The sequence below is a fragment of the Mycobacterium vicinigordonae genome (genome assembly GCF_013466425.1).
Taxonomy (GTDB): Bacteria; Actinomycetota; Actinomycetes; order Mycobacteriales; family Mycobacteriaceae; genus Mycobacterium; species Mycobacterium vicinigordonae.
The window spans coordinates 3,799,665-3,823,902 of record NZ_CP059165.1 but is presented as its reverse complement, the minus strand read 5'-3'; the positions used below and the strand labels follow the sequence as shown (position 1 = coordinate 3,823,902).

The 24,238-nt window shown below is 68.3% G+C and carries 22 protein-coding genes; 8 read left to right on the top strand and 14 right to left on the bottom strand.

Annotated features, from left to right (window positions below; translation table 11 throughout):
• Positions 1 to 193: 193 nt before the first annotated feature.
• From H0P51_RS17130 to sucB, 5 genes are all read right to left on the bottom strand, one after another.
• Positions 194 to 940 carry a DUF4191 domain-containing protein gene (locus H0P51_RS17130; RefSeq protein WP_180913977.1) on the bottom strand — a complete coding sequence of 249 codons (747 nt, stop codon included), beginning with the start codon at positions 938 to 940 and terminating at the stop codon, positions 194 to 196.
• A 71-nt stretch (positions 941 to 1,011) separates the two neighbouring features.
• Entirely contained in the window at positions 1,012 to 1,959 is a 948-nt protein-coding gene (gene lipA / locus H0P51_RS17125; RefSeq protein ID WP_180913976.1) for a lipoyl synthase, read from the bottom strand.
• On the bottom strand, positions 1,956 to 2,645 hold the full coding sequence (gene lipB / locus H0P51_RS17120) for a lipoyl(octanoyl) transferase LipB (protein ID WP_180913975.1): 690 nt from the start codon (positions 2,643 to 2,645) through the stop codon (positions 1,956 to 1,958). Before lipB ends, lipA begins: the two co-directional genes overlap by 4 nt.
• A gap of 58 nt (positions 2,646 to 2,703) precedes the next feature.
• Positions 2,704 to 3,603, bottom strand: a complete 900-nt coding sequence (locus H0P51_RS17115; RefSeq protein ID WP_425489063.1) for a TIGR01777 family oxidoreductase — start codon at positions 3,601 to 3,603, stop codon at positions 2,704 to 2,706.
• Positions 3,604 to 3,628: 25 nt separating this feature from the next.
• Positions 3,629 to 5,410, bottom strand: a complete 1,782-nt coding sequence (sucB, locus tag H0P51_RS17110) for a 2-oxoglutarate dehydrogenase, E2 component, dihydrolipoamide succinyltransferase (protein WP_180913973.1) — start codon at positions 5,408 to 5,410, stop codon at positions 3,629 to 3,631.
• A 207-nt stretch (positions 5,411 to 5,617) separates the two neighbouring features.
• On the opposite strand from sucB, the gene H0P51_RS17105 reads away from it, so the two are divergent.
• Positions 5,618 to 7,402 carry an SDR family oxidoreductase gene (locus H0P51_RS17105; protein ID WP_180913972.1) on the top strand — a complete coding sequence of 595 codons (1,785 nt, stop codon included), beginning with the start codon at positions 5,618 to 5,620 and terminating at the stop codon, positions 7,400 to 7,402.
• Here the strand turns inward: H0P51_RS17105 and H0P51_RS17100 are convergent.
• Positions 7,399 to 7,737 (bottom strand): aminopeptidase, encoded by a 339-nt coding sequence (locus H0P51_RS17100; protein ID WP_180913971.1) that lies wholly within the window; start codon positions 7,735 to 7,737, stop codon positions 7,399 to 7,401. The two genes, H0P51_RS17105 and H0P51_RS17100, sit on opposite strands and share 4 nt — an antisense overlap.
• 190 nt (positions 7,738 to 7,927) lie before the next feature.
• Here H0P51_RS17100 and H0P51_RS17095 point away from each other — a divergent pair, with 190 nt between their 5' ends.
• Complete coding sequence (locus tag H0P51_RS17095) at positions 7,928 to 8,392, top strand: SRPBCC family protein (RefSeq protein WP_180913970.1); 465 nt, start codon at positions 7,928 to 7,930, stop codon at positions 8,390 to 8,392.
• 6 nt (positions 8,393 to 8,398) lie between these two features.
• Here the strand turns inward: H0P51_RS17095 and H0P51_RS17090 are convergent, their stop codons facing one another.
• From H0P51_RS17090 to H0P51_RS17080, 3 genes are all read right to left on the bottom strand, one after another.
• Positions 8,399 to 9,952 carry a leucyl aminopeptidase gene (locus H0P51_RS17090; RefSeq protein ID WP_180913969.1) on the bottom strand — a complete coding sequence of 518 codons (1,554 nt, stop codon included), beginning with the start codon at positions 9,950 to 9,952 and terminating at the stop codon, positions 8,399 to 8,401.
• A gap of 304 nt (positions 9,953 to 10,256) precedes the next feature.
• A complete protein-coding gene (locus H0P51_RS17085; protein ID WP_180913968.1) occupies positions 10,257 to 10,760 on the bottom strand; it encodes a hypothetical protein in 504 nt (167 codons plus the stop codon).
• Between the two features lie 625 nt (positions 10,761 to 11,385).
• The gene (locus tag H0P51_RS17080) at positions 11,386 to 12,498 is read right to left on the bottom strand and encodes an adenylate/guanylate cyclase domain-containing protein (RefSeq protein WP_180919036.1); all 1,113 of its coding nucleotides are present in this window, start codon (positions 12,496 to 12,498) and stop codon (positions 11,386 to 11,388) included.
• Positions 12,499 to 12,548: 50 nt separating this feature from the next.
• Here H0P51_RS17080 and gcvT point away from each other — a divergent pair, with 50 nt between their 5' ends.
• Together gcvT and H0P51_RS17070 are read left to right on the top strand one after the other, a co-directional pair.
• Complete coding sequence (gene gcvT / locus H0P51_RS17075; protein ID WP_180913967.1) at positions 12,549 to 13,658, top strand: glycine cleavage system aminomethyltransferase GcvT; 1,110 nt, start codon at positions 12,549 to 12,551, stop codon at positions 13,656 to 13,658.
• A gap of 52 nt (positions 13,659 to 13,710) precedes the next feature.
• Entirely contained in the window at positions 13,711 to 14,814 is a 1,104-nt protein-coding gene (locus H0P51_RS17070; protein ID WP_180913966.1) for a branched-chain amino acid aminotransferase, read from the top strand.
• Here H0P51_RS17070 and H0P51_RS17065 read toward each other — a convergent pair.
• From H0P51_RS17065 to H0P51_RS17050, 4 genes are read right to left on the bottom strand one after another with little or no spacing between them, the layout of a single operon-like run.
• Entirely contained in the window at positions 14,811 to 15,548 is a 738-nt protein-coding gene (locus H0P51_RS17065) for an adenosylcobinamide-GDP ribazoletransferase (RefSeq protein WP_180913965.1), read from the bottom strand. The two genes, H0P51_RS17070 and H0P51_RS17065, sit on opposite strands and share 4 nt — an antisense overlap.
• Complete coding sequence (gene cobT, locus H0P51_RS17060) at positions 15,545 to 16,609, bottom strand: nicotinate-nucleotide--dimethylbenzimidazole phosphoribosyltransferase (protein ID WP_180913964.1); 1,065 nt, start codon at positions 16,607 to 16,609, stop codon at positions 15,545 to 15,547. The genes H0P51_RS17065 and cobT overlap by 4 nt, the downstream gene beginning before the upstream one ends.
• Positions 16,606 to 17,139 carry a bifunctional adenosylcobinamide kinase/adenosylcobinamide-phosphate guanylyltransferase gene (locus H0P51_RS17055; protein ID WP_180913963.1) on the bottom strand — a complete coding sequence of 178 codons (534 nt, stop codon included), beginning with the start codon at positions 17,137 to 17,139 and terminating at the stop codon, positions 16,606 to 16,608. Before H0P51_RS17055 ends, cobT begins: the two co-directional genes overlap by 4 nt.
• A 28-nt stretch (positions 17,140 to 17,167) precedes the next feature.
• Entirely contained in the window at positions 17,168 to 17,860 is a 693-nt protein-coding gene (locus tag H0P51_RS17050) for a DUF3043 domain-containing protein (RefSeq protein ID WP_425488875.1), read from the bottom strand.
• 150 nt (positions 17,861 to 18,010) lie between these two features.
• Here H0P51_RS17050 and H0P51_RS17045 point away from each other — a divergent pair, with 150 nt between their 5' ends.
• Both H0P51_RS17045 and H0P51_RS17040 read left to right on the top strand, forming a co-directional pair.
• Entirely contained in the window at positions 18,011 to 19,087 is a 1,077-nt protein-coding gene (locus tag H0P51_RS17045; protein ID WP_180919034.1) for a glycerate kinase family protein, read from the top strand.
• 88 nt (positions 19,088 to 19,175) lie between these two features.
• On the top strand, positions 19,176 to 19,532 hold the full coding sequence (locus tag H0P51_RS17040; RefSeq protein WP_180913962.1) for a HesB/IscA family protein: 357 nt from the start codon (positions 19,176 to 19,178) through the stop codon (positions 19,530 to 19,532).
• Between the two features lie 26 nt (positions 19,533 to 19,558).
• Here H0P51_RS17040 and H0P51_RS17035 read toward each other — a convergent pair whose 3' ends face one another.
• Positions 19,559 to 20,251, bottom strand: coding sequence for an Rv0361 family membrane protein (locus H0P51_RS17035; protein ID WP_180913961.1), 693 nt, complete (start codon positions 20,249 to 20,251; stop codon positions 19,559 to 19,561).
• A gap of 202 nt (positions 20,252 to 20,453) precedes the next feature.
• On the opposite strand from H0P51_RS17035, the gene H0P51_RS17030 reads away from it, so the two are divergent.
• Together H0P51_RS17030 and H0P51_RS17025 are read left to right on the top strand one after the other, a co-directional pair.
• Positions 20,454 to 21,428 (top strand): carbohydrate kinase family protein, encoded by a 975-nt coding sequence (locus H0P51_RS17030; RefSeq protein ID WP_180913960.1) that lies wholly within the window; start codon positions 20,454 to 20,456, stop codon positions 21,426 to 21,428.
• A gap of 195 nt (positions 21,429 to 21,623) precedes the next feature.
• Entirely contained in the window at positions 21,624 to 24,152 is a 2,529-nt protein-coding gene (locus H0P51_RS17025) for a PE family protein (protein ID WP_180913959.1), read from the top strand.
• The last annotated feature ends 86 nt before the right edge of the window (positions 24,153 to 24,238 follow it).

Genomic DNA, 24,238 nt, shown 5'->3' with positions numbered 1-24,238 from the left:
GTAAAGCGGTTTTACAACGCCGCCCGACCGTCATGCCGCCTGCAGTGGCATCGCTTTGCCCACGCAGGTGGAAACGTAGATGTGTTCGGCGAGCGGCCTCTAATGCGCGGTGAAATGGCGGGCGCTACCGGCATTTCGGGGCCGGTCGCGGCGGGGGAGACTGTGGCTCGACGGAAACGCCGCGACCACCGGGCTACTTGCGGCGCACCGTGCGCTGAATGCCGCGCGTCTTACCGGCGTTGGGCAGCGGGCCTTTCGGCAGCACGCCCGCACCGGCCCGCGAACCCAGCGCGGCTAACCGCGACTCCAGCGAGTCCATCTGCTTGACCGTGATGTTGGCAGGCAGACGGGTCAGGTGACGTTCCAGTTTGGCCAGCGGAATCTCGCCGTCACCGTTGCCGACCACGATGTCGTAGATCGGGACGTCACCGACCAGACGCGCCGTGCGCTTCTTCTCCTGCGCCAGCAGCGGCTTGACCCGGCTGGCCGACCCTTCGCCCACCAGGATCACACCCGGCCGGCCAATCACCCGGTGGATCAGGTCGAAGTTCCCGGTCTGGGCAACGCCCGCGGTCACCCGCCACTTGCCACGCAGATTGTCCAGCACCCACCCCGCGGCGCCGGCCTGGCCCTCGGCTTGGCGGTAGATGCTGCGCTGGGCACGTCGGCCGAAGATGATGAACGCCACCAGCGCGCCCAGCGCCAGGCCGAACGGGATCGCCAGGATCAACGCATCAGCCCAGACGCCGATCGCCACGGCGGCGGCCACGATCAGCACGAAGGCGCCAATCATGTACGGCAGCAGCCGCTTGTCCTGCTTGCGCTGCATGTTGAACGCCTGCCACAACTGACTGCGACGCTCTTTGGCCGCCGCCTTGCGAGCAGCCGTCGCCTCGGCCTTGGCGGCCTTGTTCTCGGCAGCGGATCGGGATTTAGCCATAGTCACCAAGGATACGTATGCCGTCGCGGGTGTTATCGCGGGCAGCGCGGGCCCGGCCAGCGCGACCCGGTTTATGTTCGCGACGAGGTGGGCTCGCCAAACCGGGACGTACGTGCCTGCTCGTACAGCCGGCCGGCCCGATACGACGAGCGCACCAGCGGCCCGGCCAACACCCCGGCGAAACCCACCCCTTCGGCGAAGCTCGCGAACTCGACGAACTCGTCGGGCGTGACCCACCGTTCCACCGGGTGATGGCGCGCCGTGGGCCGCAGGTACTGGGTGATGGTGACGATGTCGCAACCGGCGGCGTGCAGGTCCACCAGCGCGGTACGCACCTCCTCGGGCGTTTCGCCCAAGCCCAGGATCAGATTGCTCTTGGTGACCAGGCCGAAGTCGCGGGCCGCGGTCAGCACACCGAGGCTGCGCTGATAGGTGAACGCCGGACGGATCCGCTTGAAAATACGCGGCACCGTTTCGACATTGTGCGCCAACACTTCCGGATGCGACTCGAACACCTCGGCAAGGCGCGCGGGCTCGCCGTTGAAGTCGGGAACCAACAACTCGACGCCGGTGTTCGGGTTCAGCTCCTTGATGGCACGCACCGTTTCGGCGTACAGCCATGCGCCACCGTCGGGCAGGTCGTCACGGGCGACGCCGGTCACCGTGGCGTAGCGCAGACCCATCGTCTGCACGCTCTGCGCGACGCGGCGGGGCTCGTCGCGATCCAGGTCGGCAGGCTTGCCGGTGTCGATCTGGCAGAAGTCGCAGCGGCGGGTGCACTGGTCGCCGCCAATCAGAAACGTGGCCTCGCGGTCCTCCCAGCATTCGAAGATGTTGGGGCAGCCGGCTTCTTCACATACCGTGTGCAGGCCTTCGCGGCGGACCAGGTTCTTCAGTTCGGTGTACTCCGGTCCCATCCTGACCCGCGTCTTGATCCACGACGGTTTGCGCTCGATGGGGGTTTGAGCGTTGCGCACTTCGAGGCGCAGCAACTTCCGGCCTTCGGGAGCGACAGTCACCCCGACGATGTTACGCGCGCGGCGCGATGCTCTCGGACCGGCAGCAAACCGTCCAGTGCATCGCAGACCGCCTCGGCGACGGCCGCGCGAACCTCACCGACGGTGACCGGGCGGCGCAGTTCGGCCGACAACGACGTCACCCCCGCGTCGCCGATCCCACAAGGCACGATCGCGGTGAACGCGCCCAGGTCACAGTCGCAATTGAGCGCGAACCCGTGCAGCGCCGTCGCGTGCGCCACCCGCACCCCGATGGCCGCGACCTTGCGAGCCGGTCGGCCCGGAACCCACACGCCGGAACGTCCGTCGATCCGGCCGGCATCCACACCCACCTCGGCGCACACCTTGATCAGGGCCTCCTCGAGCCGACGCACGTAATTGACCACATCGAGTGGTTGGGCGAGCCCAAAAATCGGATAGCCGACCAGCTGTCCCGGACCGTGCCAGGTGATCTTGCCGCCGCGGTCGGTGTCGACCACCGGTGTCCCGTCCAGCGGGCGCTCGTGCGGTTCGGTGCGCCGTCCGGCGGTGTAGACGGCCGGGTGCTCCAGCAACAGCAGCGTGTCGGGGCCCCCGGCGATGCGAGCGTCGGCCAGCTCACGCTGCAGCTGCCAGGCCGCGCGGTAGTCGACGGTGTCGAGGTGGCGTACGTCGACCGGGGCAGAGCTGGACCGGATGGATTCCGTCACCACAGTGACGTTACCCGTCGCGTGGGCGCGGTCGAGGTGCCCAGCCTGCTACGAGTTCTTAGTCCCGGTCGCGCCGGGCGGTGACGTAGTCCAATGCCTCGCCGATGGTGTTGTGATGGAATTGAAAGCCCGCTTGTTCCAACGCGGTCGGGATGACTCGCTGTCCGGCGAGCAACCCTTCGTCGGCGAATTCGCCCAACGCCGCGCGCACCGCGAAACCCGGTAGCACAAAAGGGGTCGGGCGGTTGATCGCGCGGCCGAAAGCGGTGGTGAACTCGGCGTTGGTGACCGGCGCCGGTCCGGTCATGTTCACCGGCCCGGACAGCGTGGGATGGGAGATTGCGAAGAGCAGGGCCCGCACCTCGTCCTCCAGGCTGATCCACGACATGTACTGACGGCCATTGCCCAGTCGGGCGCCCAATCCGACCGAGAACACCGGCCGCATCATCCGCAGCGCACCGCCCGTGGGCGCCAGGACCACCCCGGTGCGGGCCAACACAACCCGGGTGCCGTCGTACTGGGCCGGTAGTGTCGCAGCCTCCCAGTCCACGCACAGTTGAGACAGGAAACCCCTTCCCGCAGCGTCGTTTTCGTCGACGACACGGTCTCGGGTGTTGCCGTAGTAGCCCACTGCGCTGGCATTGATCAGCGTGCTCACCCCGGCGTCGGCGACGGCGGCGGAGAGCACCTCGGTCGGGGTGATCCGGCTGTCGCGCAGGCTCTGCTTGAACGCTCCCGACCAGCGGCGCGATCCGATGTTGACCCCGCACAGGTTCACCACCACGTCGACGTCGGTCAGCGCGTCGGGATCGAACTCGCCGCTCTCGGGATTCCAGTGCAGCTCTTCGGAATTCGCCGGGGTGCGGCGCACGATGCGCAGCACCTCATGGTCGGCGGCGCGCAACGCCGCAGTCAACGCTGAACCGATGAGTCCAGACGAACCCGCTATGGCGACCACTTGGGGGTCGGCGTGAGCCACGGTCTCACAGCCCTAGATCGGCCTCGAAGGCCCCTTCTTCGAGGCGGTTCTTGACCGTGGTGAGGAATCGTCCGGCGTCAGCTCCGTCGATGAGTCGGTGGTCGTAGGTCAGCGGCAGATAGCAGATCGAACGGACCCCGATCGACTCGTTGCCCAGGTCGTCGACGATCACCCGTGGCCGCTTGACGATGGCCCCGGTGCCCAGCATGGCGGCCTGGGGTGGCACCAGGATCGGCGTGTCGAATAGGGCGCCCTGGCTGCCGATGTTGGTGATGGTGAAGGTGCCGCCGGACAACTCATCGGGCTTGAGCTTGTTCGAACGAGCGCGGGCGGCGATATCGGCGATGGCCCGGGCCAGCCCCGCCAGTGACAGGTCACCGGCGTTGTGAATGACGGGCGACAGCAGACCTTGCTCGGTGTCGACGGCGAACCCCAGGTGTTCGGCGTCGTAGTAGGTGATCTCCTTACTGTCCTCGTTGTAGCTGGCGTTGATGTTCGGATGGATCTTGAGCGCGTCAATGACCGCCCGCGCGATAAAAGGCAGATAGGTCAGGTTCACGCCCTCGCGTTCGGCGAACGCGGTTTTCGCCCGTGCCCGCAACGCCACGATCCTGCTCATGTCGACCTCATGGGTCTGGGTGAGTTGCGCGGTGAGCTGCAGCGATTCGCGGGTCTTCTTGGCGGTGATCTGACGAATCCGGCTGGCCTTCTGGGTGGTGCCGCGCAGATGCGCCAGCGCAGGGGCCGGGCTGGCCGCGGCAGCGGGCCTGGTGGCCTCTTTGGCGGGCGCTGGCTCGGCGGCCGGCTCCTTGGCGGGCTGCTTCTTCTTCTCTGCCGCCGCGAGCACGTCTTGCTTGCGAATGCGTCCGCCCACGCCGGTGCCGGTGACGTCGGACAGGTCGATGTTGTTCTCCGAGGCCAGCTTTCGCACCAGGGGAGTGACGTAGGGGGCGCCGTCGGTGGGCTCGTGGGTGGCCGCAGCCGCGGGCTCGGGCTTTGGCTCCTCCGTCGGCTCCGGCTTGGGTTCGGGCCTTACTTCCTGCTTCGGCTGCGGCTTGGGTTCTTCCTTGGCCTCGGGTTGGGGCTCCGGTTCTGGCTCGGGCTCTGGTTGCGGCTTAGCCTCCTGCTTGGGCTCGGACTTGGCCGCTGATTCCGAGCTGCCGACGCGCGCCAGCTCGCCGCCGACCTGCACAACGTCGTCCTCGTCGGCGGTGATGCTGACCAGGACACCCGCCACCGGGGACGGGATCTCGGTGTCGACCTTGTCGGTGGACACCTCCACCAGCGGATCGTCCACCTGCACCGAATCGCCGACCTTCTTCAGCCAGCGCGTCACGGTGCCCTCGGTGACCGACTCGCCCAGCTCGGGCATCAGCACCGGCGTCGAATCGCCGCCGCTGGAAGACTCTCCCGATTTCTCGGGCTCCGTCTCGGGTTTGGGCTCTGGGGCGCGGTCCTGCTGCGCCGGCTCCTCGGCTGCTGCGGATTCCTGTTCGGCGGGCGCGGCCTGGGCGGATCCGCCGCCGTCGCCGGCGCCACCGTCGTCCTTGGAATCGCCGATGACGGCCAGCTCCCCGCCGACTTCGACGACGTCGTCCTCTTGGGCGACGATCTTGGTCAGCACCCCGGCAGCCGGCGACGGGATCTCGGTGTCGACCTTGTCGGTCGAGACTTCGACGAGCGGCTCATCGATTTCGACCGTGTCGCCTTCCTGCTTGAGCCAGCGGGTGACCGTCCCCTCGGTGACGCTTTCACCGAGTGCCGGCATCTGGACTGAGAAGGCCATCTTTGTTGACTCCTCGAACGGTCGTCGGTCGGCGCAGGTCGACCTCTGGCTTACCACACAGTCGTGAACCGGGCCCGAAACCCACGTAGATCTAGGAAACCTATCCTGTCACTCTGCCACCAGCGCCGCGCATCCAGGGCGCGCCGACCTCGGCTTGCTACGGTGGGCCACTAGCAAAGGCAGCAACTCGCAGGTGGCGGAGGTTCGATGCGGGCAACACAGAGCGCACCCCAGCGCTTCGTCGACAGCGGCGACGGCGCGCGGATCGCCGTCTACGAAGAAGGCAACCGGGAGGGCCCGACCGTCGTGCTGGTACACGGCTGGCCCGATTCGCACACGTTGTGGGACGGCGTCGTTCCGCTACTTGCACAACGGTTCCGGATTATCCGCTACGACAACCGCGGCGTCGGCCTGTCCTCGGCGCCCAAGCCGGTGTCCGCCTACGCGATGGCGCGCTACGCCGACGACTTCGCCGCGGTGATTGGCGAACTGAGCCCCGGCCAGCCCGTGCACGTGCTGGCCCACGACTGGGGATCGGTGGGGGTGTGGGAGTACCTTTCCCGCCCGGGCGCCAGTGATCGGGTCGCGACGTTCACCTCGGTGTCCGGCCCGGCACACGATCAGCTGGTCAGCTTCATCTTCGGCGGGCTGCGCCGGCCGTGGCGCCCGCGTGGCTTCGCGCGCTCGCTCAGCCAGGCACTGCGGCTGACCTACATGGCGTTCTTCTCCATCCCGGTGCTGGCGCCGCTGCTGTTGCGGCTGGCGTTGCGCAGTGCGGCGGTGCGACGTCAGATCGTGGACAACATTCCTGACGAGCAGATCCGCCACTCCGACAACATCGCCAACGACGCCGCCAACTCGGTGAAGGTGTATCCAGCCAACTACTGGCGCTCGTATTCCAGCGAATTCCGGCGCCGAGGCGTCCACATTGTCGACGTACCGGTCCAGCTCATCGTCAACACCAACGACAAGTTCGTGCGCCCACACGGATACGACGAGACCGCTCGCTGGGTGCCGAGGTTGTGGCGACGCGATATCCGGGCTGGCCACTTCTCGCCGATGTCGCACCCGCAGGTGATGGCCGCCGCCGTGCACGACTTCGCCGACCTGGCCGAAGGCAAGCCGGCCAGCCGGGCGTTGCTGCGCGCGCAGGTTGGCCGTCCGCGGGGCGACTTCGGCGACACGCTGGTGTCGGTCACCGGCGCGGGTAGCGGCATCGGACGTGAGACGGCGCTCGCATTCGCGCGGGAGGGCGCCGAGGTGGTCATCAGCGACATCGACGAGGCCACCGTGAAGGAGACCGCCGCCCAGATCGCCGCTCGCGGGGGAGTCGCACACGCGTATGTACTCGACGTGTCCGACGGCGACGCCGTCGAGGCGTTCGCCGAGCGGGTTTGCGCCGAACACGGACTTCCCGACATCGTCGTCAACAATGCGGGGATCGGTCAGGCGGGCCGTTTCCTGGACACCCCGGCCGAAGAGTTCGACCGGGTTCTCGACGTCAACCTCGGCGGCGTGGTCAACGGCTGCCGGGCGTTCGGTCGGCGGCTGGCCGAACGGGGAACCGGTGGGCACATCGTCAATGTGTCTTCGATGGCCGCCTATGCGCCGCTGCAGTCGCTGAACGCCTACTGCACTTCCAAGGCCGCCACGTTCATGTTTTCCGACTGTCTGCGGGCAGAACTGGACGCCGCAGACGTTGGACTGACCACGATCTGCCCCGGGGTCATCGACACCAATATTGTCGCGACCACCCGCTTCGACGCTGGCGGCGACAAGGACGACGAGCACGTCGACGATCGCCGCGGCCAGCTGGACAAGATGTTCGACCTGCGCAGTTACGGGCCGGACAAGGTAGCCAACGCGATCATCTCGGCGGTCAAGAAGAACAAGCCGATCCGACCGGTCACCTTCGAGGCCTACGCGCTCTATGGCGTCTCACGGGTGCTACCGCAGGCGCTGCGCAGCACCGCGCGGATGCGGGTGATCTAAACCTGAGCCCTGTCGGTGCGCCGCACCACCAGCGGGCCGACTAGCCCGACCAGCCCCACCAGTGCGAGCGGGATGGTCCAGGCGCGCCGGCTGGACAGCGACGACTCGCAGGCCGCCACGAAATCGGTGTGCGGAATGATCTGGTTAAGGACCGGGATGTTGGCCCCGTTTCTGTCGTTGGCGCTTCTGGCGCTTGACAGATCGGAGGCTATCCCATTCCCGCAGCTAACCGTGCCGCCGTTGCTGTTGGACAACGACACCGGCACCAGCAGGCCGATCACGCCGGCCAGCAACAGCGCAGCACCCAGCACTACAAGTAACCGTCGCACTGTCATTGTTCGGCCCTCCCGCAGAGACTCTTTGGTTGGTAATCCATTGTCGATCTAGTAGCCCCGGCCGTGGCGAGCTAAACGCAGGCACATCAACCTTGGGGCGTCGGATCGGATTCGCCGCCCCGGTTGCACGGTACTTTCCTGCTCCGCGGGTACCCGTCGTCAAGGCTCGTGAAGCGAAAGGATGCGCGACATGACGGACAACGAGACGTTGACCGCAACCAGGGACGTGTCGTCGTCCCGCCAAGAGGTATGGGACGTGATGGCCAACGGCTGGACTTACGCACAGTGGGTGGTCGGCAACAGCCGGACCCGCGCCGTGGACGCGGACTGGCCGGAGCCGGGCGCCGAGATTCGGCACTCGGTCGGGGTATGGCCGCTGGTGATCAACGACAAGACCGTGGTCGAAAGTTGCCGACCCGGCGAAGAACTCGTGCTGCGTGCACACTTGGGCCGGCTGGGCTCAGCGCGAATCACACTGCGGCTGTACAAGACTCCCGACGGATGCCGGATCGACATGATCGAGGTGCCGGTCAGCGGCCCGATGAGCCTGCTGCCCGACACCTTGGCCCTGGCCGCGGTCTACCCGCGAAACCGGGAGTGCCTGTGGCGGTTGGAGGCACTCGCGAAGGGACAGCAACCCATCGAAGTCAGCTGAGTTGTCTTACCCTTGCGCGGCGATATCTTCGAGCACCGCGTACATGGTGCGGGTCGGCACGCCGGTGGCCCCCTTGGGGGAGTAGCCCCAGGCACTTCCGGTGTTGTACGCCGGGCCTGCCACGTCGATGTGCGCCCAGGCCACGCCGTCGGCGACGAACTCCCGTAGGAACACCCCGGCCACCAGCATCCCGGCGAAGCGCTGCCCGCTGATGTTCGACAGGTCGGCCACCTGCGACTTCAGGTCGTCCTTGAGCTCGTCGGGCAGCGGCATCGGCCAACCGTTCTCACCGACTCGCTGCGAGATAGAGGCCACCCGGTCGCGGAAGTCCTCGCTGCCCATCACGCCGGGGATGCGGGCCCCCAGCGCGACGGTCTGGGCACCGGTCAGCGTGGAAGTCTCGATTAGGTAGTCGGGGTTGTCCTCGCAGGCCCGCACGATGGCGTCGGCCAGGATCAGCCGGCCCTCGGCGTCGGTGTTCTGTACCTCGACGGTGATGCCGCCGTACTGGGTCAGCACGTCGCCGGGGCGTTGCGCGGTGGCCGACGGCATGTTCTCTGCCATCGGAACGGTGGCGATCACGTCGATCGGCAAGCCCTGCTGCGCGGCCAGCGCCACGGTGGCGATCACCGCGGCCGCCCCGCCCATGTCGGAGGTCATGTGATGCATGCCGGCCGCCGGCTTGATCGAAATGCCGCCGGTGTCGAACGTGACACCCTTTCCGACGAGTGCGACTTTCTTGGCCCGCTTGGCGTTTTTAGCCAACCGCGACCCGCGATGGATCAGGCGCACCAACCGGGGCAGCCGCGAGGAACCCTGGCCGACGCCGATCACACCACCGTAGCCGGCCTTCTTCAGCGCCTTGTCGTCGAGGACCTCCACCTCGAGCCCCACGGATTCACCCAATTCCTTTGCGCGCTTGGCGAATTCCGCGGGGAAGAGGGCATTGGGCGGGGTGTTCACGAAGTCGCGCGCGGTGGCCACCGCCGCAGCGACGGCAGCGCCGTGTGCGCTCTGCTTCTTGGCGGCGTTGGCGTTTGCGGTGGCGGCCAACACGGTGATCTTTCGTAACCCGGGGTCCTTCGGCGCGGTCTTGGTACTGCGGAAGGCGCTGAACCGGTAGCTGCCCAGGATCAGGCCCTCCACCACCGCCGATCCGATGTCCTCGCCGGGCAGCTCGGCCATCGTGGTGATCACCGCCTCGGCCTTGCCTAGCGAGCGCGCCGCCACACCGGCCGCGCGACGGACCACCTCGGCGGGCCACTCCGCCCGCGACTTGCCCAACCCGACCGTCAACACGCTGGCCACCGGCAGCGACGAGATCACCAACCGGTGAACCTGGTCGGTGCCGCCGGTAGCACCCAGTGCCTGCAGGCCTGCCTCGATCTCCGCGACGGCCTCTGCGGGCAACTCACCGGCAGCGGCGACGGTGGCACCGGGGCGCTCGTCCTCGCCGACGGAGACTACTGGCACAAGCAGCACCGACGAACCGGCCCCGCGTTTGGGCAGCGAGGTCGCCACGTTGACGGAAGGGGCTTGGTATCCGGGTTCAGTCGTCACGCGCTCCAACCCTAAACCTCGCGGGAAACGTGCGCCTCGGCAGCGTCGTGGTCACCGTGGTGGACTGTGCGGCGATGAAGGGCGACGTCTTCAAGCGGTGCTGTTGTCCGCGGATGCACTGATGATTGATCTCGGACGCCCGCACCATCGATAGCGGATTGAACGATCGAACAGAGAACGGCTCGCGGCGCGGCCACGCCAACCGCAGCGCGCTTTCACATTGACCGGTAGGGGTGTACCCAGTCACAGGGTGTCGGCGCTTGGCGATGTTGGTCGGTGTTGGCTTTAGGGGTCGGTGTTGGCTTTAGGGGTTGTTCTGGCCGGGGGCGCCGGGGCTGCCCGGTGTGCCGTCGTTGCTGCCGTTGCCGCCGGTGCCGCCGGGTCCGCCGGTGTAGCCATTGCTGCCGTTACCGCCGGGGCCGCCGTCACCGCCGATGCCGTCGCCGTTACCGCCGACGACTCCGCCTTGGCCGCCGGTGCCGCCTTGGCCGCCGGCGCTGCCCGTGCCGATTCCCGCCCCGCCGGTACCACCGGTGCCACCCGCACCGCCTGTATAAGGGCTAAGAGAGCCGCCGCCGTCGCCGCCGTCGCCGCCGTTGCCGCCGTTGCCACCGCTGCCGCCGCTACCCACGCCGCCGCCGCCACCGCCACCACCGCCACCGCCGCCGCCAGCTTTACCAAACGAGGCGACGGTCGAGTCTCCGCCTACGCCGCCGGTGCCGCCTTTGCCGCCGGTGCCGCCATCTTCGCTGCCGCCAATGCCGCCGGCACCCCTGGCGCCACGAGGAGTGGTAACCACAAAAGACACGACAGACCTCCGTCACCGAATCAGAGTGAATGCACGATAAAACAAAAGGCCCGCACTGTCCCCGCTTTTACACACAAAACAGCACCACTCGAAAACCGGGGCAACAGCGCCGGGGCATTCTGGTCAAGTCAGCCGAGGCCCTACCAAATATATGAATTCCGTATGAGGAATGGTCGTCGGTGTTATGCGGCGGGACCTGAGCTGCCTAGGCTCACCGGGTGAACTGTGCTGTTGCGCAGATTATTACGGGCTGAGAAGGTGCGCTGCGCATGTCCGGGTTTGGACATTTCGCCAACGTTCTGGCCAATCCTCGGAAACTATGCGGGGTGGGGTGTTAACGTACGGCCTACCCCCGAAAACACCGTTCCGGGACCTGCCCACCGCCAATTTTCCAAACCCTATGAACCCCCTTATTGGGTAACCCGTATCCTCACCCGTGCAGGAAATGCCAAAGACCATTCACTGTCAATAGGGATTGCCACCGAGAATTACCAGCCACCGATACCAACCCCGTGCGTCCAGCGGTGCGGGCTATTCGCCAACCAGCGACGAAAACCCTATGCACGCCACGTGGAGTTGGCGCGATCCAGGGACGGTGGGGCGAGCGCGCCGGCCAGGCGCCACCTCAGCGCTGCGGCAGGCATTTCCGTCCGCCGGATAACTCGAACACCGGAACCGGGACCGCAAAGCCCTTGAGCACCAACGGGCCACAAGGGGCGGCCGGCCAGCTGGGTAGCCGCTCACGCAGCGCCGAATCGCAGAGAATCTCACCAGGTGCCGCGGCGGACACCAGGCGGGCAGCCAGGTTCACCGGGGTGCCGAAGTAGTCGCCGTTGATGGCCAGAGCGGTGCCGAACGCGAGACCGGCGCGGACCTGCAGTCCCTCCTCCCGCGCCGCGGGATGGTTGACCAGGTCGACCGCCGCTCGGGCCAGCTGCTCCGGCGACGCGCTAACCCACATCACCTCGTCGCCGATGAACTTCACCACCCGGCCGCCGTCGGCATGGACGACGTCTGACACTGCTCCGGCGAACTCGTTGAGCAGCTCCGACAACTGCGCTGGCGTGAGCGCCTGAGTGAGCGCGGTGAAACTGGACAGATCGGCAAAACCGATGCCGCACAACACACTTGCTGTTGTATCTCGGATGACACCCTCGAAGTGGGTGCGCGCGCTGGTCAGGTGGTGGCGGTGCACCACATCGATCAATGCCCCGATCCGGGGCACGAATTCGGCGACCGCGCGGTAGGCCTGTGCAGTGGCGAGCTCGTCGCGGGTGTGCGTCATCTGAATGTCCGGTATCCCAGTGCGGATCAGCGTCGACTCGGCTTCGGCCAGCCGCGCCATCGTCGCGCCCAGCACCCGCAGCAAGCCGAACGCGCCGTCGCGGCCCACCACCGTCTTGAGCGCGACCCAGGTCGCCAGCCCCTCGACGTCGGCCTGGCTCAGCACCGGAACGTCGGGACCGGCGATGGTCAGGCCGAGCAGCGCCCAGGCGCGCGCGACCTCATCCGGTGGCAACCCGAGTTGCTCCGCCGCCGCTGCCACTGTGTAGATCGGGCGCCCCGACCATTGCAGGACATCGCCGGCCAGCCCGAACAGCCTCCCGCGCTGTTCGGCCTCCGCCATCTCATCGAGGGTGAAGCCGAGGTCAGCCAGGTACTTGATCAGATCGGCGCGCTCGCGCGGGTTCGCTATTCCCGCAGCTTCCAGCGCTTCGAAGTCGAGCATCTGGCTCAGTGTGCCAGCACACCGGGCCGCGGCGCGACGCTCAGATAGGGTTGGACGCCGTGACTGACGAGCCGCTCCAAGGACCACTGGAAGACCGCCATCGGACGTTAGGCGCGAGCTTCGCCGAGTTTGGCGGCTGGTCGATGCCGGTGTCCTACGCCGGAACCGTCGGCGAGCACAACGCCACCCGCAACACGGTCGGCCTGTTCGACGTCAGCCACCTCGGCAAGGCGCTGGTACGCGGCCCCGGCGCGGCCCGGTTCGTCAACTCCGCGCTCACCAACGACCTGAACCGCATCGGTCCCGGCAAAGCCCAATACACGTTGTGCTGCACCGAATCCGGCGGCGTCATCGACGACCTGATCGCCTACTACGTCGACGACGACGAGATCTTCTTGGTGCCCAATGCTGCCAATACCGCCGCAGTGGTGGCGGCGCTACAGGCCGCGGCGCCCACCGAGCTAACCATCACCAACCAGCACCGCGACTACGCGGTGCTGGCGGTGCAGGGACCGAAGTCGACCGACGTGCTGGCCGCATTGGGGCTGCCTACCGAGATGGACTACATGGGCTACGCGGATACGGTGTATTCCGGTGTGCCGGTTCGGGTTTGCCGCACCGGATACACGGGTGAGCACGGCTACGAACTGCTGCCGCCGTGGGACTCCGCCGGTGTCCTGTTCGACGCGCTGGTGACCGCGGTCGCTGACGCCGGCGGCCAGCCCGCCGGCCTGGGTGCCCGCGACACGCTGCGCACCGAGATGGGATACCCGCTGCACGGGCACGAGCTCTCCCTGGACATCTCGCCGGTGCAGGCGCGCTGCGGCTGGGCGATCGGTTGGAAGAAGGACGCATTCTTCGGTCGCGAGGCGCTGCTGGCCGAGAAGGAAGCCGGACCGCGACGGCTGCTACGGGGGCTGCGGATGGTCGGTCGCGGTGTGCTGCGGTCGGGATTGACGGTGCGCAAAGCGGGCGCCGAAGGAGACGGCACCGTTGGCATCACCACGTCTGGAACGTTCTCGCCGACCCTGCAGGTGGGTATCGCGCTGGCACTGATCGACTCTGCGGCGGGCATCGAGGACGGCCAGATAGTCACCGTTGACGTCCGCGGCCGCAGCGTCGAGTGCGAGGTGGTGCGTCCGCCGTTCGTCGAACCGAAGACGCGGTAGCGATCTACGCGCATGGAAAAACCCGTTCGCGCCCGGTTATAGAATCGGCGCCATGGCCAGCCCTCTTGAGTTCACAGTCTCGCGCGCGGAAAACCCCGCCAGCGAGGCCGAGCGGGTAGCGATCCTGGCCGACCCCGGCTTCGGCAAGTACCACACCGACCATATGGTCTCCATCGACTACAAAGAGGGCCAGGGCTGGCACAACGCGCGGGTCCTCGGCTATGGCCCGATTGAACTGGACCCGTCGGCGATCGTCCTGCACTACGCGCAGGAAGTGTTCGAGGGCCTCAAGGCCTACCGCTGGTCCGACGGGTCGGTGGTGTCTTTCCGCGCCGACGCCAACGCCGCACGGTTGCGCTCGTCGGCGCGGCGGCTGGCCATCCCGGAACTTCCCGACTCCGTGTTCATCGAATCCCTGTGCCAGCTGATCGCCGTCGACAACGCATGGGTGCCCAAGGCCGGTGGCGAAGAGGCGCTGTACCTGCGGCCGTTCATCATCGCCACCGAACCGGGGCTAGGGGTGCGGCCCGCCAAGGAGTACCGCTACCTGCTGATCGCGTCGCCGGCCGGCGCGTACTTCAAGGGCGGCATCAACCCCGTCACGGTCTGGATCTCCACGGAATACGTGCGGGCCAGCCCGGGCGGCACGGGTGCGGCCAAGTTCGGCGGCAACTACGCCGCCTCGCTGCTCGCGCAGGCCCAAGCCGCCGAGCACGGATGCGACCAGGTGGTGTGGCTGGACGGTGTCGAACGCCGCTACGTCGAAGAGATGGGCGGGATGAACCTGTTCTTCGTGCTCGGCAGCGGCGGCTCGGCGCGACTGGTCACCCCGGAACTGTCCGGCTCGCTGCTGCCCGGCATCACGCGAGATTCGTTGCTGCAGTTGGCTCTTGACGCCGGGTTCAGCGTCGAGGAACGCAAGATCGACATTGAGGAGTGGGAGAAGAAGGCCGCTTCCGGTGAGATCACCGAGGTGTTCGCCTGCGGCACCGCCGCGGTGATAACCCCGGTCGCGCAGGTCAAGCACGGCGACCGGGACTTCACCATCGCAGACGGCAAGCCCGGCGAGGTGACGATGGCCTTGCGCGACACGCTAACCGGCATCCAGCGCGGCACCTTCGCCGACACCCACGGCTGGATGTCTCGGCTGGGCTAGCCGGCCCACGCAGCCGACAGCACCGCGCACACCGTCGTGGTCAGCTCGATCGCGGCGCCCAGCACGTCGCCGTTGATGCCGCGGAACCGCCGCACGCAGTGCGCGACCAGCCCCGCCCCGCACGCCACACCCACCAGCGCGGCCACCGGCCCTTGCCACAGCCGCGGACCAGTCGGCGCCGCGGCCACCAACAGCACGACCAGCCACGCCAGTGCCACCCAGACGGGCTGGGTGCCGGCTACTCGGACCCCCAGCGCGCTGCCCGCTGCCGCCGGCACCGAACGCCGAGCGGCCCACACCGCACTCACCCGCCCGGCCAACACAGCCACGACCACGGCACCGGGCGCCAGCCTCGAGAACGCCGTTGCCTGCAGGGTGATCACCAAAACCACCGCGGCAACACCGAACGGCCCACTGGACCCGTCGCGCATCACCGTCAACGCTTTGTCCGGCGGCCCGTAGCAGCCCAACCCGTCGGCGGTGTCGGCGACACCGTCGATGTGCAGTCCGCGGGTCGCCAGCAGCAGTGCCGTCACTGCCAGCAGCCCCGACAAGGGGCTGCCTGGGCCGAACGCCGCCGACCCGCCCCACGTGACCGCCGCGGCCAGGGCGCCCAACGCCGCACCGACTACCGGTAGAGCGGTCAGCGCACCTCGGCCTACCGGCCCCGACCAGGAACCCGGCACAGGAATCACCGTCCCGAACGCGAAAGCCGTTGCCAGCGAACGAATCACGGGATCGGATCGTTGGCGGGGCCACAAACCCCGGCCTCGGTGAACGTCGACATCGACGACAGCGTGGCCACCGCGGCGCGCAGCACCGGCAACGCCAGCACGGCACCGCTGCCCTCGCCCAGGCGCATCCGCAGATCGAGGATGGGTTCCAGCTCGAGCGCGGCCAGAGCCAGCGTGTGGCCCGGCTCGGTGGAGCGGTGTCCGGCCTGCCACCACCGTCGCGCTCCGGGCGCCAAACGCTCGGCGACCAGCGCGGCCGCCGTCACTGCCATACCGTCCAGCAGCAGCGGGGTGCGCCGGACCGCGGCCTGGGCGCAGAAGCCGGCCATCGCCGCGAAGTCGGCGCCGCCGCAGCTGCGCAGCAGTCCGACCGGGTCCTCGAGCACTGGCCGGGCCCGGAACAGTGCGTCGCGCACCGCGGCCGTCTTGCGCGACCACGCGCTGTCGTCGATCCCGGTGCCGAAACCGACCACGGCGACCGGCTCGGTGTTGGTCAGCGCCGCTACCAGCACCGCGGCCGGGGTGGTGTTGCCGATGCCCATGTCGCCCGCGATCAGCAGGTCCGCGCCGGCGTCGACCTCGCTGTCGGCGATCCGCTGTCCGGTCGCGATCGCGCGCGCCGTCTCCTCCTGGGTCAGCGCGTCCTCGACGGCGATATCGCCGCTGCCGCGGCGCACCTTGTCGCCAGCGTCGTGCTCGGCGCCGGTTGCCGCACCGGAATCCACCGCCAGGTCCGCGACCCGCACCGACGCGCCCGCGATCTGCGCCAGCACGTTGATCGCGGCCCTGCCAGCGCCGATGGTCGCGACCATCTGGGCGGTCACCTCCGGCGGATAGGCCGATACCCCGGAGCGGGCGACGCCGTGGTCGCCGGCGAACACCACAACCCGGGCCCGCTCGAACTGCCGCGGCGGGCACTGCGCCTGGCAGGACGCGATCCATACCGACAGGTCCTCGAGACGCCCCAGCGCACCCCGCGGCTTGGTCAAGGTGTCTTGGCGAGCGCGGGCGGCGACCTCGGCGGACTGGTCCGGCGGCGGCACCGGCGCAAACCCGATCATGCGGGAGCCTTGATGGTCAGCGCCTGCCCGGCCACCACCAGAACCACCCGCTCGCAAAGCTGGGCCACCCGCTGGTTGAGGCTGCCCAGCTCGTCGGCGAACCGGCGCCCCGCCGAGCTGGCCGGCATCACCGTCAGGCCCACCTCGGGACTCACCAGCACCAGCGTCGAGGAGAACGTCTGTACCGCGGACAGCAGCTCGTCGACGGGAGCATCCACCGATCCACCATCCCAGCCGCGGTGGCGGTCCAGCGTGGCGGTCAGCCAGGTGCCCAGATCGTCGACCAGCGTCGGAAAGTCGGGGCAGCGGAGCAACTCGGCGGCCACGTCGGCGGTCTCCACCGTCGCCCAATGCCCAGGGCGACGAGCGCGATGTTTGGCGACGCGGCCCGCCCACTGCGGGTCTGAGTCGGCGGCAGGCCCGGCCGCCACATAGCGGACCGGCGTTGCAGCTGCCAATGACGTAGCGATCGTCTCCTCCGCCCACCGGGACTTGCCCGACCTGATGCCGCCGACCACCAGCGTGCGCACGTGCGGTCAGGCGGCTTTCAGCCGGCTGTCAATCGACACTGCTGCCGCGCTTCACCTGAGGCCGGGGCATCCGTGTCCGGCGCATCTGCGAAGCCCGGCCGGCAGCGTAAATGCCGAGCTTCCAATGGCTTTCGGTGTTGTTCGGGAATTTCTCGTCCACCAGTCTGCCGACTTTGCGGCCCAGGATGAGCCCGTCGACCATCATCAACGCCATCAGCACCAGCATCGCCGGCGACGTGTAGACCTGCAGCTGCGGCGGCAGCATGAACATGACGGCCAGCAGAAACAGCGCCGACGGCATGAACAGGCCGAGCAGGTTGCGCCGGGAGTCCACCACGTCGCGGACGTAGCGGCGCACCGGACCCTGGTCACGGGGCAGCAGATAAGCCTCTTCGCCGGCTTTCATCCGCTCCTGCCGGTCGGTCATCCGGGCGCGGCGGGCGAGCTTCTCGGCGCGGCGCTCCTCGCGGCTCAGCTTGGGGCCGGCCAGCGACTTGCGCCGGGCCCGCGCCTCGGCGGCCGTCATCGGAGCGGGCGCGACCGGGCCCTTACGGCCCTGTCGACGGGCCTCGTCCCGCTTGGGTGTCGGTCGGCCTTTGGGACCGGTACGTGCCACACGCGATCCCGGCTGCGCCCCAGCATCCGGGTCGGAAGCGTCCGGTGCGTCCGAGCCCTCGGCGCGACTTGTCGGTACGCCGTTCTTACGGCCCAGCAACTTCACAGTCGCCAGGTTACTTCGCCCCGCGCCGCAGAATTTAATTGCGCCGGTAATCCCGGCCGGTTGGACCTACTCTGGCCTGTGATGAACGGCTCGCAGGCGTCGGATGATGCTGCCGGTGACTTCGGGCCCGGCAGACTACAGCTGCCTGCGATGCGGGTACTGGTCGCTCCCGACTGCTACGGCGACAGCCTGTCCGCGGTGGAGGCCGCCGCGGCCATCGCCACCGGGTGGACCCGCTCCCGACCGGGCGACTCGTTCATCGTCGCTCCGCAATCCGACGGCGGCCCGGGGTTCGTCAACGTGCTGGCCAGTCGGATAGGCGGAATCCGCCAGCTGCGGGTGCGCGGTCCGCTGGACACCGACGTGACCGCCCGTTGGGTCTACGAGGAGCCCACCCGCACCGCCTACCTCGAATGTGCGCAAGCATGCGGCCTTGACCTACTGGGTGGTCCGCCGACCCCGGAGACGGCGATGGCAGCTCACAGCCGGGGAGTGGGTCAGCTGATCAGCGCCGCGCTGGAAGCGGGGGCCCGGCGGGTGGTGGTTGGGTTGGGCGGCAGCGCCTGCACCGACGGTGGGCAGGGGATGGTCGATCAGTTGGGCGGGCTGGACACGGCCCGCAAATGGTTGGGCGGGGTCGAGCTGATCGCCGCTTCGGACGTCCTATACCCACTGCTGGGACCGTGGGGGGCGGCACGGGTGTTCGGGCCGCAGAAGGGCGCCGACACGGCCACCGTCGCCAAACTGGAGGTTCGGCTGGAAGCCTGGGCGCTGGTGCTGGACACGGTCGCCGGCCGCGACGTCAGCGCCGAGCCCGGCGCGGGCGCCGCTGGGGGTATCGGGGCGGCGCTGCTGGCCCTGGGCGGCCGCTGTGAATCCGGCGCGGCCATTGTGGCCGAACTCACCCACCTCGCCGACGACCTCGCGGAGGCGGACCTGATCGTCACCGGCGAGGGCCACTTCGACGAGCAGTCCCTGCACGGCAAGGTTGTCGGCGAAATCGCGGCCGCCGCCCGACCACTCGGTATTCCGGTGATCGTGCTGGCCGGGCAGGTGTCGGTGGACAAGTCCACCACCCGCGTGTCGGGCATCATGTCGGCGCTCGCCATGTCCGAATACGCTGGTTCGGTGCGGTTGGCACTGGCCGACGCGGCCAACCAGCTGATGGGATTGGCATCCGAGGTGGCCGCGCGACTCGGGAATAGCGGCCCGTCGGGGTACCGTTGACTCAGTGGGTTTTCCTGTAGCAGGCGCCGGCCTGGGCTGATAATCAGAACCGGGCGGCCCACCCGACAATCAGGCAGTAGGAGAAGCGATGACGGTGCAGAACGAGTCGACCGCCAAGACGCACGGTGTGGTCCTGACCGAGGCCGCGGCCGGCAAGGCGAAGTCGCTGCTGGAGCAGGAGGGTCGCGACGACCTCGCCCTGCGGATCGCGGTCCAGCCCGGCGGGTGCGCGGGTCTGCGCTACAACCTGTTTTTCGACGACCGGACCCTGGACGGCGACCTGACCGCGGATTTCGGCGGCGTGACGCTGACCGTGGACCGGATGAGCGCGCCCTACGTGGAAGGCGCGTCGATCGACTTCGTCGACACCATTGAGAAGCAGGGTTTCACCATCGATAACCCCAACGCGAGCGGGTCGTGCGCGTGCGGGGACTCGTTCAACTGAGCTTCGACTGATCCGGGTCTAACCCGTCAGTACTGTCCTGCGGTGCGCAGCACGTAGGAACACACCATGATCTGGCCGCGCTGGAATAACAGCTGAGCTATGCCTTGAATGTCTTTGCGTTGTGGTCCGCCGATGGCCGATGTCGCGTTCATGGAGAACAGCACCTGGGCCTGGTATGGGGACAGGTAAACGATCTTGTCGATCGAGGTGACCTTCACCTCGGAGAACTGCTTGCGGAACGCGTCGCTGCTGAGTTTGGCGAGGGCCTGGTCGGAGCGCTTGTCCTTGACGGCGTCGTAGATGCCGCACAGTGCGTTGCGCACGATGACATCGGTGTCTTTGTGCGCCAAGGCATCCAGGTAGGTCTGGATTGCCGTCTTGGCCGAAGCCTCCGAGAAGGTGCTACCGGTGTTGGCGCCGTTAGTGCGGACCCCGTAGACGATCGCCGTGGTGAGGGCAGCTACCAGTGCGATGGCGAGCAGGACGCCAATCAGCAACCGCTTGGGCCGCCGGGGCTTCGGGTAGGGCCCTGGTGGGCCTGGTGGCGGACCGGGACGGGGCATGCCAGGCGGCTGCGGGTCGGCACGGTCGTGCGGGTCGTGCGGGTCGTGCGGAAAGTCCAGCGTCTGGGGTTGCTGGGGTCCGGCCTCGGGGTACGCCTGCCCTTGTTGAGGTCCCTCAGGGCCCGGCGCAGGGTTCGGCGGGTACGGACCGGCCATCAATGTTCTCCTACGCTGGTGGACGAGGCGACGAGTGGGTTGCCGCGCGAGTCTGAGATCCGGCAACCGGGTGAGTGCTTCTAGGCAGGCTAGCGCAACGACTGGAGACCACTGTGGATGTCAGCCTCGCTGCGACAGCGTGATTGCCTGGCCGACGTCCATGAGAGGCTAGACGACCTGAGTAACGAAGGGCGGAGATTTAGTGACCATCGCGGTAACCGGTTCCATTGCCACCGACCATCTGATGCGGTTTCCCGGCAGATTTTCCGAACAGCTGCTGCCGGAACACCTGCACAAGGTGTCGCTGAGCTTCCTGGTCGACGACCTGGTGGTGCACCGAGGGGGAGTGGCCGGCAACATCGCTTTCGCCATCGGCGTGCTCGGCGGTGACGCCGCGCTGATCGGCGCGGCGGGCGAAGACTTCGCTGACTACCGGGACTGGCTGCAGTCGCACGGCGTCAACTGCGACAACGTGCTGATCTCGAGCACCGCGCACACTGCGCGGTTCACCTGCACCACCGACACCGAGATGGCGCAGATCGCGTCCTTCTATCCCGGGGCTATGTCGCAGGCCCGCGACATCTCTCTGGCCGAGGTGGTGGCGAACATCGGCACACCGGAGTTGGTGATCATCGGAGCCAACGACCCTGAAGCAATGGTTCTGCACACCGACGAATGCCGCAAGCTGGGGTTGGCGTTCGCCGCCGACCCGTCCCAGCAGCTGGCGCGGCTCTCGGGCGACGAGATCAAGAGGCTTATCGACGGCGCTGCGATCCTGTTCACCAACGACTACGAGTGGGATCTGCTGCTGTCCAAGACGGGCTGGTCGGACGCCGACGTGATGGCGCAGATCGGGCTGCGGGTCACCACGCTCGGCGCTAAAGGCGTCGACATCGTCCAGCCCGACGGCACCACTCAGCATGTCGGCGTGGTGCCCGAGACCAGCCAGACCGACCCCACCGGCGTCGGCGACGCCTTCCGCGCCGGTTTCCTGACCGGCCGCAGCGCCGGGCTGAGCCTGGAGCGCTCGGCGCAGCTCGGTTCGCTGGTGGCGGTGCTGGTGCTGGAGTCGACCGGAACCCAGGAGTGGGAGTGGGACCGCTCGATCGCCGCGGCCCGGTTGGCGAGCGCCTACGGCGACGAAGCGGCCACCGAGATCGCCGCGGTGCTCGCCTAAGCCCCGCGAGCAGACGCAAAGGCACCCAAAAACCCTGGTTTTTGGGTGCCTTTGCGTCTGCTCGGCGTCAATTACCGCAACCTTCGGCCAATCCGGAACGGAAGACGGCAAAACGAGCTACGGTCCCTGTTGCCCGGCGCATCGTTCGCGCTTGGACACCATATTCAAGTTGTCGGCCGTAGGGAGATGTAACACATGTCGTTTGTCGTCGCCGCGCCGGCCGAATTAGATTCAGTGGCAAGCGATTTAGCCAGATTAGCCTCGGAGCTTGAGGCGGCCAACGTGGCTGCGGCAGCCTCCACCACACAGCTGCTGGCCGCGGCCGAAGACGAGGTTTCGGCGGCGATAACGGCGTTGTTCTCGGGGCATGGACAGGCCTATCAAGCTTTGAGCGCGCAGGCGGCTACCTTCCATCAGAATTTTGTGCAGGCTTTGAGCAATGGTGCGGCCTCATACGCCAGTGCCGAGGCCGCCAACACTTCGCCGTTGCAACAACTGCTCAACGTGATCAACACGCCCGTCCAGGCGGCCACCGGTCGTCCGCTGATCGGCAACGGCGCCAATGGCGTTGCGGGAACGGGACAGAACGGGGCGCCAGGCGGATGGTTGCTCGGCGACGGCGGAGCAGGCGGGTCCGGTGCACCGGGCCAAAACGGTGGAGCCGGGGGTGCTGCGGGACTGTTTGGCACCGGTGGGGCAGGCGGTGCGGGCGGCAACGTCGCGGCGGGCAAGGCCGGGAACGGCGGAGCCGGCGGAGCCGGCGGCTGGCTGTTTGGCAATGGCGGCGCCGGCGGCGCCGGCGGGTACACGTCAGACGCCAATTTCCTGGGCGGTAACGGCGGGGTGGGTGGGGCTGGCGGGGCCGCCGGACTGTTGGGTTCCGGAGGTAACGGTGGGATCGGCGGGGGCAGCGCGCTAGGCACCGGCGGTCAAGGCGGCGCGGGCGGTACCGGTGGGTTGCTCGGCGGGCTGGTCGGTGCCGGCGGCGGTAATGGCGGCGCCGGCGGATACGGCGGCGACGTCGGAGGCGCCGGAGGAAACGGTGGCAACTCCGGCCTCCTCGCCGGGCCGGGTGGTAGCGGAGGGGTCGGCGGGTCCAGCACCAACGCCAGTATCGGCGCCGCCGGCGGCAATGGCGGCAACGCTGGCTGGTTATTCGGTACCGGCGGCTCAGGCGGCGACGGGGGATACAACGACCACGGCAGTGGCGGGGCGGCCGGGGCTGGTGGCAACGCGGGCATGCTGTTCTCCAGCGGTGGGGCCGGTGGAACCGGCGGCGCCGGCGGGGCTGGCGGTGGGGCCGGTGGCAGCGGGGGCAACGCCGGGCTCGTGGGGACTGGCGGGATCGGGGGGATTGGCGGCAGCGGCAATACCGGTGCTGGCGGGGCAGGTGGAATGGGTGGCAAAGCTGGCTTGCTATTCGGCAACGGCGGCACCGGTGGGGAAGGCGGTCGCGGTGCAACGATCGGCGGGGTCGGCGGTACCGGCGGTGACGCCGTGTTCTTTGGCACCGCTGGCAACGGCGGAAATGGCGGGTTGGGGCAAACCACTGGCGCCGCGGGCGCCAACGGAGCCACCGGTCCGTTGCAGGGTGCATTCGATGTAGTCAATGGCCCCTCCGAGACATTGTTCGGGCGTCCGTTGATCGGCAACGGAGCCAACGGGGCCCCTGGGACGGGCCAGAGCGGCGCACCAGGCGGGATCCTGCTCGGTAACGGCGGCGCCGGTGGTTCCGGTGCAGCCGGCCAAAACGGCGGAGTTGGAGGAGCCGCTGGCTTAGTCGGGGCTGGCGGCGCCGGCGGAACTGGCGGCGCCACCTCCGTCGGTAATGCGGGAACCGGCGGGGCCGGCGGGACCGGCGGGCTGCTCTTCGGCAGCGGTGGGCCCGGCGGCACCGGCGGGGCCGGGTTCCTGTCCGGCAGTGGTGGGGCCGGCGGCGCGGGAGGCGCTGGCGGGTTGCTAGGCGCCGGAGGCAATGGTGGGGCCGGCGGGTACGCCAGCCAGGCCGCCGGTGTCAGCGGCGGCACCGGCGGGGCCGGCGGTACCGGCGGGTTGTTCGGTGGTCTCGTCGGCGCCGGTGGCGGAAACGGCGGGTCCGGCGGTAGTTCGGGCGCTGCCGCGGGTGCCGGCGGAGCGGGCGGCGACGGGGGCCTCTTCGCGGGTAGCGGTGGCGCCGGTGGCCTCGGTGGGTCCAGCGGTGGTCTGATTCGCGGCGGCGCTGGCGGGGTGGGCGGCAATGCGGGCCTGCTATTCGGCGCCGGAGGCTTGGGCGGGACTGGAGGATTCAGCACCGGGGGTGTCGAAGGCGGCGACGGCGGTGCCGGCGGCAACGCCGGTCTGCTGTTTTCGACCGGTGGTGCCGGTGGTGCTGGCGCGCAGAGCGGTTTGGCGGGTGGCAACGGCGGTGCCGGCGGCAACGCCAGTCTGATCGGCTTTGGTGGCGCGGGCGGCGCCGGCGGGGCCAGTGGGTTGGGTAACGGCGGTAACGGCGGTAACGGCGGAAACGGCGGTCGGGCAGGTCAATTGTTCGGTACTGGTGGCGCGGGTGGTGCTGGTGGTTCGGGCGACACCGTCGGTGGGATGGGCGGGAACGGCGGGAATGCTGTACTGGTCGGTGATGGCGGTAACGGTGGCAACGGCGGTACCGGTGCGACACCAGGCGACCATGGCGTCGGTGGCGATGGCGGAGCGCTGGGGCAGGACGGTCTCAACGGCTCACCGTAGCCGCCCGCGTGCTCGCCTAAGTCCCGGGAACAGACCTACGTCCCGCGAGCAGACGCAAAAGCTCCCAAAAACCAGGGTTTTTGGGA